This window comes from Rugamonas sp. DEMB1 (assembly GCF_029834475.1).
GTDB classification, from domain to species: domain Bacteria; phylum Pseudomonadota; class Gammaproteobacteria; order Burkholderiales; family Burkholderiaceae_D; genus Rugamonas; species Rugamonas rubra.
Window position 1 is genome coordinate 6,606,051 of record NZ_CP122407.1, and the last position, 15,793, is coordinate 6,621,843.

Here is a 15,793-nt window from a genome sequence, read left to right on the forward strand (position 1 = left end):
CCGCGCTCAGCTATGAACAGCTCGGCGCGCTCGGCTCGCGCCAGTTCGTCGGCATCGACGCCGACGAACCTGGCCGTCATCGGCGCCGAGAACATCGGCGCCCTGCGCAGCGCCGCCATCGCCGTGCTCAGCGCGGCGCAGGTGGCCGCGCTCGGCGCCACCGGCCAGTTCGCCGCCCTCGGCACGGCCCAGGTGGCGGCGCTGCGCAGCACCGCGCTGGCCGCGCTGAGCACCGCCCAGGTGGCGGCGCTGACGGTCGAGCAGAGCGCCGTGCTGGGCAGCGCCCAGCTGCGCGCGCTGTCGACCGCGGCCATCGCCGCGCTGGAGACGGCCGACCTGGCGGCGCTGTCGAGCCGCGCCATCCGCGGCCTGCGCAGCGAGCAGGTGGCGGCGCTGGGCAGCGCCCAGATCGTCGCCCTCAGCCCGGCCCAGTTCGCCGTCTTCGGCAGCGCGCAAATGGCGGCGCTGGCCAGCGCCACGCTGGCCGCCCTGCCGGCCGCCGACCTGGCGGCGCTGGGCACGGCGGTGATCGCCGCCCTGCCGGCCGCCGTCGTCGCCGGCCTGGGCACGGCCCAGCTGGCCGGCCTGGCGACGCGCCAGATCGCCGCGCTGGGCAGCGCCGCGCTGCAGGCGCTGGGCAGCGCCCAGGTGGCCGCGCTGAGCGCGGCGCAGCTGGCCGCGCTGGGCGCCAAACAGGTCGTCTGGCTGGCGGCCGAGGACCTGGCCGCCATCGGCAGCGCGCAGATCGTCGCGCTGCGCACCGGCGCCATCGCCGCGCTCAACTCGCTCCAGCTGGCCGCGCTGGGCACGGCGCAGTTCGCCGCCCTGGGCACGGCGCAGATCGCCGCGCTGCGCAGCGGCGCCCTGGCCGGCCTGACCACCGCCGAGGTGGCCAGCCTGTCGCCGGCCCAGGCGGCGGCGCTGGGCAGCCGCCAGCTGGCCGCCTTCTCCAACGAGGCGATCGCCGCGCTGGAGACGGCCGACCTGGCGGCGCTGCGGCCGAGCACCCTGGCCGGCCTGCGCAGCGAGCAGGTGGCGGCGCTGACCAGCCTGCAGGTGGCCGGCCTGGGCACGGCCCAGCTCGCCGCGCTGGGCACGCGCCAGATCTCCGTGCTGAGCAGCGCCACCCTGGCGGCGCTGCCGACCGCCGCGCTGGCCGCCCTGAGCACGGCGGTGATCGCCGCCCTGCCGGGCGCCGTGGTGGCCCGGCTCAGCACCGCCCAGCTGGCCAGCCTGAGCACGCGCCAGGTGGCCGCGCTGGGCAGCGCCGGCCTGGCCGCGCTGGGCACCGCGCAATTCATCGCCTTCACGCCGGAGCAGATCGGCGCGCTCAGCTCGCGCCAGTTCGCCAGCCTGGCCAGCGCCGACCTCGGCGTGCTGGCCACCGCCACGCTGGGCGCGCTGCGCACCAGCGTCATCGCCAGCCTGAGCGGCGCGCAGCTGGCCGCGCTGGGCGCCTCGCTGAACGCGCTGTCGAACGGCCAGATCGCGGCGCTGCGCAGCGCCGCCGTGGCCGGCCTGGCCACCGCCCAGCTGGCCGCGCTGGGCAGCGACCAGTTCGCCGCCCTGGGCAGCGCGCAGATCGCCGCCCTGTCCAGCGGCCAGATCGCCGCGCTGCGCCCCGACGAGCTGGCGGCGCTGCGCACGGCCGCCGTCGCCGGCCTGCGCAGCGCGCAGATCGCCGCCCTCAGCAGCGCGCAGAGCGCGGCGCTGGGCAGCGCCCAGCTGGCCGCGCTGAGCAGCGTCCAGTTGGCCGGCCTGGGCAGCGCCAACGTGGCGGCGCTGTCGGCCGCCGCCGTCGCCGCCCTCAAGCCGGGCGCGCTGAACGGCGTGGCCGCGCTGGCCCCGACCTTCTTCGCCGCGCTCGGCAGCGCCCAGCTGGCCGCGCTGTCGACCGCGCAGGCGGCGGCGCTCGGCTCGCGCGCCATCGCCGCGCTCGGCACCGCCGCGCTGGCCGGCCTGGGCGGCGACGGCCTGGCCGCCTTGAGCACGGCCGCGCTGTCCGGCCTGAACACGGCCCAGGTGGCGGCGCTGGCCACGGCGCAGATCGCCGCGCTGTCGAGCTCCGCCATCGCCGGCCTGAGCCGTTCGGCCGCCTTCGTCGCCGGCCTGGGCAGCGCCCAGCTGGTCGCCCTGACGCCGCAGCAGGCCGCCGCCTTCGGCGCCAGCCGCATCGGCCAGCTGTCGGCGGCCGTGTTCGGCGCCATCGAGGCGGCCGACCTGGCCGCGCTCGGCACCGCCGTCATCGCCGCGCTCAGCGCGCCGCAACTGGCGGCGCTGGGCAGCGAGCAGATCGCCGCGCTGGCCACCCGCCAGGTGGCCGCGCTGGGCACCAGCCATCCGCCCGGCGCCGACCTGCTGAGCAGCGCGCAGATCGCCGCGCTGTCGGCCAGACAGGTCGGCGCGCTCAGCGTGGCGATGGTCAAGGCCTTCAGCACCAGCGAACTGGCGGCGATCGAAACGCGCGACATCGTCGGCCTCAACAAGCTGCAAATGGCGGCGCTGTCGACCGCCCAGGTGCGCGCGCTGAGCACCGGCCAGATCGCCGCCCTCAACAGCGCCCAGTTCGCCGCCTGGTCGAGCACCCAGGTGCAGGCGCTCAGCACGGCGCAGATCGCCGCGCTGGGCAACCTGACGCCGCTGGCGCTGGACCTCGACGGCGACGGCCTGCGCACCCTCGGCCTGGACGCCGGCGTGCGCTTCGACCTGGCCGCCGACGGCCAGGCCGGCGCCACCGGCTGGATCGGCGGCGGCGACGGCCTGCTGGCGCTGGACCGCAACGGCGACGGCCGCATCAACGACGGCGCCGAGCTGTTCGGCTCGGCCACCGCGCTGGCCGGCGGCGGCCGCGCCGAGCAGGGCTTCGCCGCCCTGGCCGAGCTCGACTCTAACGGCGACGGCGCCATCGACGCCGCCGACCGCGCCTTCGGCCAGTTGCGCGTCTGGGTCGACGGCAACGCCGACGGCGTCAGCCAGGCCGCGGAGTTGTCCGGCCTGGACGCGCTGGGCATCGTGCGCCTGGACCTGGACGCTCGCCTGGCGCCGACGGTGGAGCAGGGCAACGTGGTCGGCCTGCGCGCCAGCTACACAAGGGACGACGGCGCGCGGCGCGAGCTGGCCGACGTTTGGCTGGCCCAGCCGGGCAGCGTGCTGAGCGGCCGGGTCGGCGGCCTGGTGCGGCAACTGGCCGCCTTCGGCCAGGACGCCGCGCCGGCCGTGGCGGCCGCCGCCGCGCCGGCGCTGGCGGACCCGGCGCCGGCCGCCACGGCCCTGCTGGCCGGCCAGCTGGCCCAGTTCGACGCCCGCGGCCGCGGCCTGGCCGGCCCGGCCCTGCTGGCCGCCGCGCCGACCGGCAGCGAGCCGCCCGGCGCGCGGGCCACGGCCTCGGCCGGCCTGCTGGCGCTGCCGCCGCGCTAGTGTAGTGTCCCGAGTCCAACAAGCGGCGACCCGGGACACCCGTCCACGGTGGGGGCGGCGCGCTTGCCGCCTCCCCCCGCTCAGGCCGGCATCGCCGGCATGCCCCACCTCGGGACCCGTCGAATTGGCGGGTCTTTTCGTGTCAATTCGCGCATTTGTGGGGAAATTTCCCTGCTAATATTGATATAAATATATTTTTACATTTTTTGCATTTTAAGTTTAGTTGCTTATCGGTAAAACCGAAATTTTTCTGATACAGTTTTCTCAATATTGAACAATAAGGAATTGCCCATGAGCATCGACAGCAACATGACGCCGGCCCAGTTCGCGGCCCTCGGCACCAAGCAGATCGCCGCGCTGACCGCCGCCGACTTCGCCGCGCTGCCGGCCAGCCTGGCCGCCGCGCTGACCAGCAAGCAGGCCGCGGTGCTCACCTCGGCCCAGCTGGGCGCCCTGGCGCCGGCCAGCATCGCCGCCCTCGAGCCGGCCAGCATCGCCGCGCTCAAGCCGCTGAGCCTGGCCGGCGCCAGCACCCTGGCGCCCTTCGTCGCCGGCCTGGGCAGCCGCCAGATCGCCGCGCTGACGCCGGGCCAGGCCGCCGTCCTGCGCGCCAACAACATCGCCGCGCTGTCGCTCGAGGCCATCGCCGGCTTCGAGCCGGCCGACCTGGCCGCGCTCGGCACCGGCGTCATCGCCGGCCTGAGCGCGAGCCAGCTGCAGGCCTTCAGCACACGCCAGATCGGCGCCCTCAACGTGCGCCAGATCGGCGCGCTGACGCCGGCCCGGCTCGGCAGCGGCGAGCTGTTCACCACCGCCCAGATGGTGGCCTTCAACGCCGGCCAGATCGGCGCCTTCAGCACCGCGCTGATCGCCGCGCTCGGCGGCGCCGACCTGGCCGCCATCGAAACGCGCGACATCGGCGGCCTCACCGTGCGCCAGCTGGCCGCCCTCTCGGCCGCCCAGCTGCAGGCGCTGGGCAGCGCCCAGCTGCGCGCGCTGCAGCCGCGCCAGCTGCCCGGCCTGTCCACCGCCGCCCTGGTGGCGCTCGACAGCGACGGCCTGCGCGCCCTGAGCGGCGCCGTGTTCGCCGCGCTGAGCACGGCGCAGATCGCCTCGCTCAGCAGCCGGCAGCTGCACACCCTGAGCACCGCCCACCTGGCCGCGCTGCAGCCGCGCCAGCTGGCCGCGCTGGGCAGCGCCGCCCTGGCCGCGCTCGATCCGGCCACCCTGGCCGCGCTCAAGCCGGCCTTGATCGGCAGCTTGAGCTCGAGCCAGCTGCCGGGCCTGGGCAGCGCCGGCCTGGCCGCCCTCACCACCGCCCAGTTCGCCGCGATCAGGCCGGCCATGCTGGCCGGCCTGAGCGGCGAGCAGGTCGCCGCGCTGACCACCAAACAGGCCTCGGCGCTGAGCGCCACCCAGTTGGCGGCGCTGTCGCTGGCCGGCGTGGCCGCCCTCGAGACGGCCGACTTCGCCGTGCTGCGCGTGGCCACCCTGGCCGGCCTGAGCACGCGCCAGCTCGGCGCGCTGAGCGGCGAGCAGGTGGCCGCCCTGACCACCGCCCAGGCCGCCGCGCTGGGCAGCCGCCAGGTCAACGCCCTGTCGAGCGGCGCCTTCGCGGCGATCGAGCTGGCCGACCTGGCCGCGCTCAACAACAGCGCCATCGCCGGCCTGTCGAGCACCCAGCTGCGCGCCCTGAGCGGCGAGCAGATCGCCCACCTGGCCACGCGCCAGATCGCCGCCCTCAGCACCGCCGCCCTGCACGCCCTGAGCGACAGCCAGTTCCGCGCCCTCACCACCGCCCAACTGGGCGCGCTCACCTCGCGCCAGCTGGCCAGCCTGTCGCCGGCCGAGATCGGCGCCCTGAGCACGGCCAGCCTGGTGGCGCTGCGCACCGCCGCCATCGCCGGCCTCGGCTCGGCCCAGGTGGCCGCGCTCGGCAACGACCCCAGCCAGCCCGGCCGCAGCCAGTTCGGCCTGCTCACCACCGGCCAGATCGCCGCGCTGCGCAGCGCCGCCCTGCTCGGCCTGACCGCCGAGCAGGCCGCCGCCATGACCAGCGGCCAGGTCGCCGCGCTCAGCGCGCCGCAGGTGATGGCGCTGTCGAGCGCCGCCATCGCCGCGCTCGACCCGGCCGACATCGCCGCCCTGCGGCGCGGCGCGGTGATGAACCTGCGCACCGACCAGGTCGCCGCGCTGAACCCGCAGCAGCTCGCCGCGCTGACCACCTACCAGGCCTCGGCGCTGACCAGCCAGCAGTTCAACGCGCTGTCGGCCGGCGCCCTGGCGGCGCTCGAGACGGCCGACCTGGCCGCCCTCGACACCCGCGTCATCGGCGCCATGCGCACCGCCCAGCTGGCCGCGCTCGGCGACGCCCAGCTGGCCGCGCTGGCGCAGCGCCAGATCGGCGCGTTGAGCACGGCCGGCCTGAACGCGCTGAGCCAGGAGCAGTTCCGCCTGTTCGGCAGCCAGCAACTGGCCGGGCTCAACGCCGCCCAGTTCGGCGCCCTGTCGACCGACAAGCTGCAGGCGATCCGCGCCGCCGACATGCCGGCGCTCAACTCGGCCGCCTTCACCAGCCTCGGCTCGGCGCAAATCGCCGCCCTGCTGGCCGAGCAGGTCGGCGCGCTGAGCACCGCCCAGGTGAGCCGCCTGACGGTGGCCGGCCTGGCCGGCCTGGGTGCCGCCCAGGCCGCCGCCCTCAACACCGCCCAGGCGGCCGTGCTGATCGGTAGCCAGCTGGCCGCCTTCAGCACCGCCGCCGTGGCCGCGCTCGACAGCGCCGACATCGCCGCGCTCAAGCCGGTCGCCGTCGCCACGTTGCGCACCGACCAGGTGCTGGCGCTCGGCAGCGACCAGTTCGCCGCGCTGACCACCCAGCAACTGGGCGCCATGCGCACCCAGCAGTTCGCCGTGTTGTCGAGCGCCGTCGTCGCCGGCCTGAGCACGGCCAACCTGGCGGCCCTGTCGGGCGCCGTGCTGGCCTCGCTGTCGACCGCGCTGATGGCGGCGCTGAGCACCGGCCAGATCGCCAGCCTGACGGCCGGCCAGGTCGGCGCGCTGGGCAGCGCCACCCTCCACGCCCTCGGCGCCGACCAGTTGTACGCGCTGGGCTCGCGCCAGCTCGCCGGCCTGCTCGGCCGCCAAGTGGCCGGCCTGGGCTCGCGCGACATCGCCGCCCTCAACGCCGAGCAGCTCGGCGGCCTCAGCGTCGACGTCGTCGGCAGCCTCGGCTCGGCCCAGCTGGCCGTGCTCGGCAGCGACCACGCCGGCGCTGCCGGACCGCGCATCGACGCCCTCGGCACGGCCCAGGTGGCGGCGCTGAAGCCGTTCGTGCTGGCCGGCCTGGGCACCAGCCAGGCCGTCTCGCTGACCACCCAGCAGGCCGCCGTCCTGAGCGCGCTGCAAATCGGCGGGCTGTCGAACGACATCGTCGCCGCGTTCGAGACGGCCGACTTCGCCGCCCTCAGCAACGCCGCCATCGCCGGCCTGCGCTCCGGCCAGGCGGCCGCCCTGAGCTCCGGGCAACTGGCCGCGCTGGGCACCGGCCAGGCCGCCGCGCTGGCCGCCGAGGCGGTCGGCGCGCTGGTGTCGAGCCAGTTGTGGGCGCTGGGCACGGCCCAGCTGGCCGCGCTGAGCACGCGCCAGATCGCCGCCCTGTCGGCCCGCCACGCCGACGGCGCCGACCTGCTCACCACCGACCAGATGGTGGCACTGTCGTCGCAACAGGTGGGCGCGCTGAGCACCGCCGTGGTGGCGGCGCTGAGCACCGCCGACGTCGCCGCCATCGAAACGCGCGACATCAACGCCCTCGGCAGCAGCCAGCTGGCGGCGCTGTCGACCGGCCACGTGCGCAGCCTGAGCACCGGCCAGATCAGCGCCCTCAGCACCGGCCAGCTGCACGTGCTGTCGAGCGGCCAGGTGGCCGCCCTCAGCGCCGAGCAGGTGCACGCGCTGAGCAGCGCCCAGCTGGCGGCGCTGCCGTTCACCCCGGTCAGCGGCTTGAGCGGTGTCAACGCCATGGTGCAGGCGATGGCGGCCTTCGGCGGCGGCGCCGAGTTCGCCTCGGCCAAGCGGCCGCGGCTCGACGCCGCCGGCGTCTCGGCGAGCGGCCAGCTGGCCGCCGGCGCGGCGCAGCTGGCCGGCCTGCTGCAGCAGTACGACGCCAACGGCCAGCCGCTGGCGGCGCCGGGCGGTGCTGGCAGCGCCGATCCGACGCTGCGCCTGAACGGCCTGCAACCGGCCGCCACGGCCGGCCTGCTGGCGGCCAGCCACAAGTAGCCCGAAAAAGATCGTCGCGGGCGAGCGGGACGCCGGCAAAACCCAGCGGCGCAAACCTGGGGTCGGACCCGCTGGGTCTGACCCCGGTCCCTGCCTGTGGGGTTCGCCGGCCTCCCCGGCGCCTTGATGGAACGAAAAAATGCCCGCGTAGCGATTCGCGGGCATTTTTTATTCTTGGAGGTAAAGCGCGGCGGCCGCGCGAGCGTCTACAGCGGCTGGAACACGCCGGCGGCGCGGTTCTTCTGCACATTGTCCCAGGCGAAGATCTGGCCGTTCATCGCCACGTAGACGCCGGCCGGCAGGGTTTGCGCCACGCCGCAGGCGAAGCCCAGGTTGAACAGCGCGTCCGAGTTGTCGATCTCGTAGGGGATCATGGCGCCGGTCAGCACGATGGTCTGGCCCAGCGCGGCCGGGCCCAGCACGGCGGCCGTCTGCGGCATGGTGTCGGTGCCGTGGATGACGACCACGGCCTTTTCGGCGGCGCCGCGGCAGGCGGCCAGGATGCGCTCGCGGTCGGCGTCGAGCATGTCGAGCGAGTCCATCAGCGGCAACTGCTGCAGTTCTACCGGCACCGTCAGGCGGCAGCGCGCCAGCGCCGCCGGCAGGTGGCTGTCGGCGAAGCCGAGCGTGCCGTTCAGTTCGTTGTAGTGTTTGTCGAAGGTGCCGCCGGTGGCGAGAATGCGCAAGGTCATGGTGGTGTGCTTTGAACGGTGGAGAATAGGCCGAATGATAGCCTGAAGCGTGCCCCTTGTGCAGTCGGCAAGGCCGGCGCGCGGGCAATCTCACCCCCCGTGTTTGCTCCGCATTGGCCCTGGAAACTTGCGCCAACTGTGAGTACACTGGTTTCTTTGTTCGTCGGACCCGTTCCCTATTTCCGCCATGAAAGCGCTCGCTCCCGGTACCGTCATCTTCCACCGCCACCGTGGCTACGGCGTGATCACCTCGGTCAACCTGCTGACCGGCTGGATCGCCGCCCGCTTCGGCAGCGAGGCCCGCACGCTCGACCTGAACCTGTCGATGGACGAGGTGCAGTTCGCCGACGGCGAGGCCATCCTGTTCCGCCGCGCCCCGCCCGACCGCATGCCGCACGCCCGCCTGATGGCCATGGTGCGCGCACTGCACCGCGCCGGCTACCAGCGCCTCTACCTGTATTCCTGGCCCAAGCCGTCCGGCCTGCACTGGCGCTGGCATTTGTTCACCGGCCAGCGCGACTGGATGCAGCGGCCCTGGCGCGAGGGCTGGTACGGCTCCGGCGCCGACTACAACGTCAATCCGGTGATGGGCTGGGGCGACACGCCGGCCGCCACCACCGAGGAGCTGGTCCACGCCCTGGCCCGCTTCGACCCGCAGGGCCTGGCGCGCGCGCTCGGCCGCGACGAGGACCACGCCGCCTGGTTCGAGGGCGTTTGCGCGGCCCTGCTGCCCGGCTATATGTACAGCCTGGACATGCAGCGCCCGGCCGACGCGCCGCTGCAGGAGATGCCGCCGGTGCCGGTGATCGCCGTGCGCGCCAGCCTGCCGCCCTACAGCGGCCCGGCGCTGGCCTGGCCGCCCGGCTGGAGCGGGCTGTGGAGCAAGGTGCACGCCATGCCGGCGCCGGCCATCAACCTGAGCGGCGTGCCGGAGATCCGCTGACGCCGGCCGCGCCGGCTATTGCGTCCGGCCGCCCTTGGCGTAGTCCGGATTGAGCAGGGCGCCGTGGCGGCCGGCGGCGAAGTCGACGATGTTCTGGAAGGCGTGGCGGAAATACAGCTCGTAGCTGTCCTTCTCCACATAGCCCAGGTGCGGCGTGGCCAGCACGGTCGGCATGCGCAGCAGCGCCGAGTCGGCCGCCAGCGGCTCCGAGGTGAACACGTCGAGCGCGGCGTAGCCGGGCCGGCCCTGCGGCAGCGCCCGCTCCAGCGCGTCCTCCTGCACCAGTTCGGCGCGGCTGGTGTTGACGAACAGGGCCGTCGGCTTCATGCGCGCCAGGTTCCTCGGCGCTGACGATGCCGCGCGTGGCCGGGTTCAGCCGCAAATGCAGGCTGAGCACGTCGGCCTGCTCGAAGAAGGCCTCGCGCGTCGCCGCCGCCGCGTTGCCGTCGGCCACGGCCGCGTCGCGGCTGGCCTGGCTGCCCCACACCAGCACGTTCATGCCGAAGGCGCGGCCGTAGCCGGCGATCATCTTGCCGATCTTGCCGTAGCCCCAGATCGCCAGCGTCCTGCCCTTGAGCACCGTGCCCAGCCCGTTCAGGCCGGGGTTGATCGAGGCCGTCTGCCACAGCCCGTCGCGCAGGTTGTTGGCGTAGGGGACGATTTTGCGCGTGGCCGCCATGATCAGCGCCCAGGTCAGCTCGGCCGGCGCGGTGGGCGAACCGACGCCCTCGACGATGGCCACGCCGAGCTCGCTGGCGGCGGCCACGTCGATGTTGCCGGCCACCTTGCCGGTCTGCGAAATGAGCTTCAAATTGGGCAGCTTGGCCAGCAGCGCGCGGTTGAGCACGGTGCGCTCGCGGATCAGCACCAGCGCCTCGAAGGGCGCCAGGCGGATCGCCAGCTGGCCCAGTCCACGGGTCGAATTGGTGAAGATTTTCACTTCGTGATCGCGCAACAACGGGAAGCAATCCAGATCGCGGGTAGAATCTTGATAATCGTCGAGAATCGCAATTTTCATGGTAGTTGACCGATCTTAGTGTGAATTTCGTAGCTTAATAACGGATTTCTCAGAATATGGAATAGCTTACTACTTTAGTCGACTATTTCTCCTACATTTTTGGAGAAAAGCCAGTTTGACGGGTGTACAATCGCCCACTCATTTTCGAACTCAGCTATGGGGTTCGCGCAATACGTTCCACCAGCCCGGCCACATGATTGGGCTGCGCGCCGGCCTTTTCGCCGGCGCAATCGACATGACCGCCGTACCCGCCGGGGGCCGCCGCTGAGCAATCGCGCCGCCCGCCAGAGCGCAAGCCACAAGCTGACGACGATCCTGCCGTGCCGGGACAAGACAAGATTTTCTTTATTGGCATTGGAGGTACTATGAATCAGCCCGTGATGGGTGGCGTTGCAGCACTCAACGTCCCAGCTTACATTAAACAGCAGAAACTGATCAATTGGGTCGCGGACATCGCCGCCCTGACCAAGCCCGACCGCATCCACTGGTGCGACGGCTCGCAGGAAGAATACGACCGCCTGTGCGGCGAAATGGTCGCCGCCGGCACCATGAAGAAGCTGAACCAGGAAAAACGGCCGAACTCCTACCTGGCCTGCTCCGACCCGAGCGACGTCGCCCGCGTCGAAGACCGCACCTTCATCTGCTCGAAAACCAAGGAAGAGGCCGGCCCGACCAACAACTGGACCGAGCCGGGCGAAATGCGCGGCACCCTCAACGGCCTGTTCGACGGCTGCATGGTCGGCCGCACGATGTACGTGGTGCCGTTCTCGATGGGCCCGCTGGGCTCGCCGATCGCCCACATCGGCGTCGAGCTGTCCGACTCCGCCTACGTCGCCGTCAACATGCGCGTGATGACCCGCATGGGCCGCGCCGTCTACGACGTGCTCGGCGCGGACGGCGAGTTCGTCCCCTGCGTGCACAGCGTCGGCGCACCGCTGGCCGCTGGCCAGAAGGATGTCGCCTGGCCGTGCAACAGCACCAAGTACATCGTCCACTTCCCCGACACCCGCGAGATCTGGTCGTTCGGCTCCGGTTACGGCGGCAACGCCCTGCTGGGCAAGAAGTGCTTCGCCCTGCGCATCGCCTCCAACATGGGCCACCAGGCCGCCCAGGTTGACGGCGCCGGCTGGTTGGCCGAACACATGCTGATCCTCGGTGTCGAATCGCCGGAAGGCAAGAAGCACTACGTCGCGGCGGCCTTCCCATCGGCCTGCGGCAAGACCAACTTCGCCATGTTGATCCCGCCCGCCAGCTTCAAGGGCTGGAAGGTCACCACCATCGGCGACGACATCGCCTGGATCAAACCGGGCGCCGACGGCCGCCTGTACGCCATCAACCCGGAAGCGGGCTACTTCGGCGTCGCCCCCGGCACCAACGAGAAGACCAACTTCAACTGCATGGCCTCCATGCGCGAGAACACCATCTTCACCAACGTCGCGCTGACCGACGACGGCGACGTCTGGTGGGAAGGCCTGAGCAAGCAAGCACCGGACCACCTGATCGACTGGCAGGGCAAGGACTGGACGCCGGCCTCCGGCACCAAGGCGGCCCACCCGAACGCCCGCTTCACCGTCGCCGCGACGCAGAACCCGGTGATCGATTCGGCCTGGGACGACCCGGCCGGCGTGCCGATCTCGGCCTTCATCTTCGGCGGCCGCCGCTCGACCACCGTGCCGCTGGTGACCGAGGCGCGCAACTGGGTCGAAGGCGTCTACATGGCCGCGACCATGGGCTCCGAGACCACCGCCGCCGCCGCCGGACAAATGGGCGTGGTGCGCCGCGACCCGTTCGCCATGCTGCCGTTCATGGGCTACAACATGAGCGACTACTTCCAGCACTGGCTGAACATGGGCGCCAAGCTGGGCGCCAACAACGCCGCCGCGCTGCCGAAGATTTATTGCGTCAACTGGTTCCGCACCGACGAGCAGGGCCACTTCGTCTGGCCTGGCTTCGGCGACAACATGCGCGTGCTGAAATGGATGCTGGAACGCATCGAAGGCAAGGCCGGCGGCATCGAGAACGTGTTCGGCACCACGCCGCGCTTCGGCGACCTGAACTGGGACGGCATCCCCTTCTCGCCGGAAGAGTTCGAGACCATCACCTCGATCGACAAGGACGCCTGGCGCGACGAGCTCAAGCTGCACGACGAGCTGTTCGCCAAGCTGGCCTACCACATGCCGGCCGAGCTGATCGCCGTCAAGGAAGAGCTGGCCCAGCGCCTGGCCAAGTAAGCGGCCCGGTTCGCACATAAAAAACGGCGCGTTCGATACGCGCCGTTTTTTTTCGTCCGGGGCGATCACCCCGGCATAGACACTACTGCGCCTTCTCCAGCAGGAAGAAGGTGGTCGGCAGGCGCGGATTCTCGGTGTTGTCCAGCGTGAACGACCAAGTGGTGCCAGTGGCGTTGTCCTGCCGGGTCAGGGCGACGGGGTCCTTGCCGGTCCCCTTTCAAGTCCAGCGCGACCAAGCGCATCGGGGTCTTGTGCGCTAGCGTGATGCTGGCGCTGGCAATGCCCTGACGAATCAGCGCCGGCTTCGTGCCGAGGGTCTTCAACTTGCCTCTCGGCGCGATATCAATCGTCGGCTCCTCGAAGGTCATGTCCGTGTTGACCGCATCGGTGGCGAAGATCAACAGGATCTTGTCGCTGTCCTTCAGCGCGCCTTCGTTCAGCGTACTGGCGGCCAGCAAGGCGGGACCGTCAATGCTGGCGACGTTCAGCGCGCCCAAGTTGATGACGTCGAGGGGGTTGGTGGCGTTGACGGCTCGTGCCGTGGTGACGGCCTGGGTACGCGCGGTCCGGACGGTGAAGCGCTGTTTGGGTTTGTCCGTGAGGAGTTCCTTGGTGTCGCTATGGTAGACACCGCTCCATGCATTGTTTAGGTTTGTGTCCGGATCGTCGGCCTTTTCTTTATCCGTAGGCTTGGGGGACAAGATTCCTGCTTGGATCAGCTCAAGAATACGATCATTGGGGAGATTATTTACCTTTTGTGTAAGGGCAAGACGGATGCCCGGCACGGCGGGAAGATCTGTCGTCGGATACAGGTCGGGATAGTTCAGCTCGACACCCGTCACCAGGCCCAGCATCTTCAGGTCATAAGTCATCGGATAGACGCCGGAGGACGGCGCATACTCGGTTCCCGACGGATAGTTGACGGTGACCCGGTTCGGCGAGGGCTTGACGTCGCCACGCATGAACAGCAGCGCGGACAGGGTCTCGCCGGCGCGCAAGACAGGATCGATGCCGACGGCATAGGGTTGGATCGATTTCTTGTGTTGGAAGTCTTGATACAGCTCGAGGTCGATCGGACCCTCCGAATGCAGGCAGGTGAAGTCCCAGCCCTGCAGTGCTGCGATCGAAGGCACCAGGGCCGACGCCTCAAAGCGATACTGGTTGAAGAACACCTGGCCATACTCGGTGACGGCGAAGGGCTTGCCGCCGTGGCGGGTGCTGGTCAGGTCGAAGATGAAATTGTTGGTGCCCAGCTTGTCCCCAAGCTGGTCGATGGTGCTCTTTTGATTGCTTTGCAGACCCACCTGGTAAGCACCGATGTTCTCGACATAGGCGTGCGCGTCGATGAGCTCGAGCGAAGCCCTGGCCCGGTTCGCTTCCAGCGAATTGCCGTTGTTGAGCGAGGTGATGAGGCCGGGGAAGCCCAGCTGGCGAACATAGTCGCTCATCCAATTCACCGTCTTGATTTCCTGCTGGGTGACAAAGGACTGGAATGCCGTCATGCGGTTCGAGTAGGTCAGTATGCCCGTAGGAAGTTTGATGGTGCCCTTGTCGAGATCCTCATCGCCACCCAAAGGATCGTAGTTGTTCCGCAAAGGGATTTCCCATGCCTTTTGCAGGTTGGCCTGGGTTTGATACTTCGCCTTCAAAAAGGCGTTGAAGGGGGCCTGCAGTCTGGCGTCGTATTTCTTGGAAAAGATGCCCTTCTCTTCGTTCTTGCGAACGGTGTTGAGGAAATTGATGCCGCCCTCGTTAACCAGCACCACGGCCACCAAGGCCGGGTCGTTCAGAATCGTGTTGCCGGTTTCCGGATCGTAGACCGTGTTGTAGAGAGCATTGACCTGGTCCCGCCAGCTTTGCTTGGCCACCTCGTCGTTGTCCAGGTTGACACGGAACTTCAAGTCGTTGCTGAGATTCCAGCGGTCTTTGACGTTGCCAAGGGTGCCATCGTCGGCCGTCATCATGTCCATGATCCAATAGATGCCGGCCTTTTTCAGGGCGCGCAGAAAATAGTGGAAATTCTCCAACCGTTGGGGATGGAAGCCATTCGTTGTTGGCTGGCTTTCGATCATCGCCAAGTCGACAAAGTGGAACCTGATCAGGTTGTAGCCGTGCAGTTTGAGTTGCGCGACGTACTCGTCGGCTTTTTGATGATCCGGATAGCCGCCGGTCAGCGAGCCCCAGGTGATGGCACCGCAGTTGAGCGCAGCCTTCTTGTCCGGCCGGTCGGCGAACACCAGATTGCCATTCTTTCCTTTGATGAGGCGGCCAAGCGAACCCGCCGGACCGGGCGGCAGCAGGTGGCTGAAGTCGAGCGGGCTCCCCGGGGTGATTCTCAGGTTCTGGTCCGTGACCGGGGTCCAGTTGTCGGCTGCCATGCCCGGTACTGCGAGCGCGATGGCCAGCGTGCAGAGCGCTGAACGCAAGGTGGGGCGGGTGGATATCATGTTTTGGGATATGTAAAGTGGTATGAAATGTAATCATATAACAATTGCAATATGTCCCGTGAGGCCTTTGCTTATTTCGCACGGGTGTGCTAAAGTGAATCGCATGGATACCCTGACCGCCAAGAGCGAAGCCACCTACGCCGCCATCGTCGCCGCCGCCATGGACATGGCCGCCGCCGAGGGCATCGGCAAACTGTCGCTGGGCGAGCTGGCCAAGCGCACCGGCATCAGCAAGAGCGGGGTGTTCTCCCGCGTCGGCTCGCTCGAGGCCTTGCAGGAGGCGGTGCTGGACGAGTACGACCGCCGCTTCGCCGCCGAGGTGCTGCTGCCCACGCTGCAACTGCCGCGCGGCCTGCCGCGCCTGAGCGCCCAGGTCGCCAACTGGATGCGCCGCGCCGGCGACGAGGCGCTGCGCAGCGCCTGCCTGTACTCGGCCGGCGCCTTCGAGTTCGACGACGAGGCCGGCCCGCTGCGCGACCGCCTGCAAAGCGGCGCCCAGCAATGGCGCGCCTCGCTGCGCAAGACCATCGAGCAGGCGGTGGCCGAGGGCCAGTTGCGCCCCGACACCGATCCGGCCCAGCTGGTCTACGAGATCTACAGCCTGATCATCGGCCTGGTGCACGACACCCGCTTCCTGCACGACGACAACGCGCTGCGCCACACGCAACGCGCCTTCAACCGCTTGATCGGCAGCTACAAGAGTTTGAGCGATCCGCAGTGACCGCGTGCCGCTGTGCGCGCGGCCTTTTTTTGAAGTAATTTCGCAC

Annotated in this window: 7 protein-coding genes and 1 pseudogene; 5 read left to right on the forward strand and 3 right to left on the reverse strand. The window is 70.1% G+C overall.

Annotated features, from left to right (window positions below):
• Positions 1-12 precede the first annotated feature (12 nt).
• Positions 13-3,417: a heme utilization protein gene (locus tag QC826_RS30515; protein ID WP_279763761.1), complete on the forward strand. Its 3,405-nt coding sequence runs from the start codon at positions 13-15 to the stop codon at positions 3,415-3,417.
• A gap of 291 nt (positions 3,418-3,708) precedes the next feature.
• Positions 3,709-7,695: a hypothetical protein gene (locus tag QC826_RS30520; protein ID WP_279763762.1), complete on the forward strand. Its 3,987-nt coding sequence runs from the start codon at positions 3,709-3,711 to the stop codon at positions 7,693-7,695.
• A 206-nt stretch (positions 7,696-7,901) separates the two neighbouring features.
• Here QC826_RS30520 and QC826_RS30525 read toward each other — a convergent pair whose 3' ends face one another.
• Positions 7,902-8,387 carry an asparaginase domain-containing protein gene (locus QC826_RS30525; protein WP_279763763.1) on the reverse strand — a complete coding sequence of 162 codons (486 nt, stop codon included), beginning with the start codon at positions 8,385-8,387 and terminating at the stop codon, positions 7,902-7,904.
• A gap of 187 nt (positions 8,388-8,574) precedes the next feature.
• Here QC826_RS30525 and QC826_RS30530 point away from each other — a divergent pair, with 187 nt between their 5' ends.
• Entirely contained in the window at positions 8,575-9,330 is a 756-nt protein-coding gene (locus QC826_RS30530; RefSeq protein ID WP_279763764.1) for an L-asparaginase, read from the forward strand.
• Between the two features lie 15 nt (positions 9,331-9,345).
• On the opposite strand, the pseudogene QC826_RS30535 reads toward QC826_RS30530, so the two are convergent.
• Positions 9,346-10,348, reverse strand: a pseudogene (locus tag QC826_RS30535) (D-2-hydroxyacid dehydrogenase family protein).
• Between the two features lie 365 nt (positions 10,349-10,713).
• Between QC826_RS30535 and QC826_RS30540 the strand changes: the two are divergent.
• Positions 10,714-12,579, forward strand: coding sequence for a phosphoenolpyruvate carboxykinase (GTP) (locus tag QC826_RS30540; protein ID WP_279763765.1), 1,866 nt, complete (start codon positions 10,714-10,716; stop codon positions 12,577-12,579).
• Positions 12,580-12,644: 65 nt separating this feature from the next.
• Here the strand turns inward: QC826_RS30540 and QC826_RS30545 are convergent, their stop codons facing one another.
• Positions 12,645-14,957, reverse strand: a complete 2,313-nt coding sequence (locus tag QC826_RS30545; RefSeq protein ID WP_279763766.1) for a hypothetical protein — start codon at positions 14,955-14,957, stop codon at positions 12,645-12,647.
• Positions 14,958-15,129: 172 nt separating this feature from the next.
• Between QC826_RS30545 and QC826_RS30550 the strand changes: the two genes are divergently transcribed.
• Positions 15,130-15,747, forward strand: coding sequence for a TetR/AcrR family transcriptional regulator (locus QC826_RS30550; protein WP_279763767.1), 618 nt, complete (start codon positions 15,130-15,132; stop codon positions 15,745-15,747).
• The last annotated feature ends 46 nt before the right edge of the window (positions 15,748-15,793 follow it).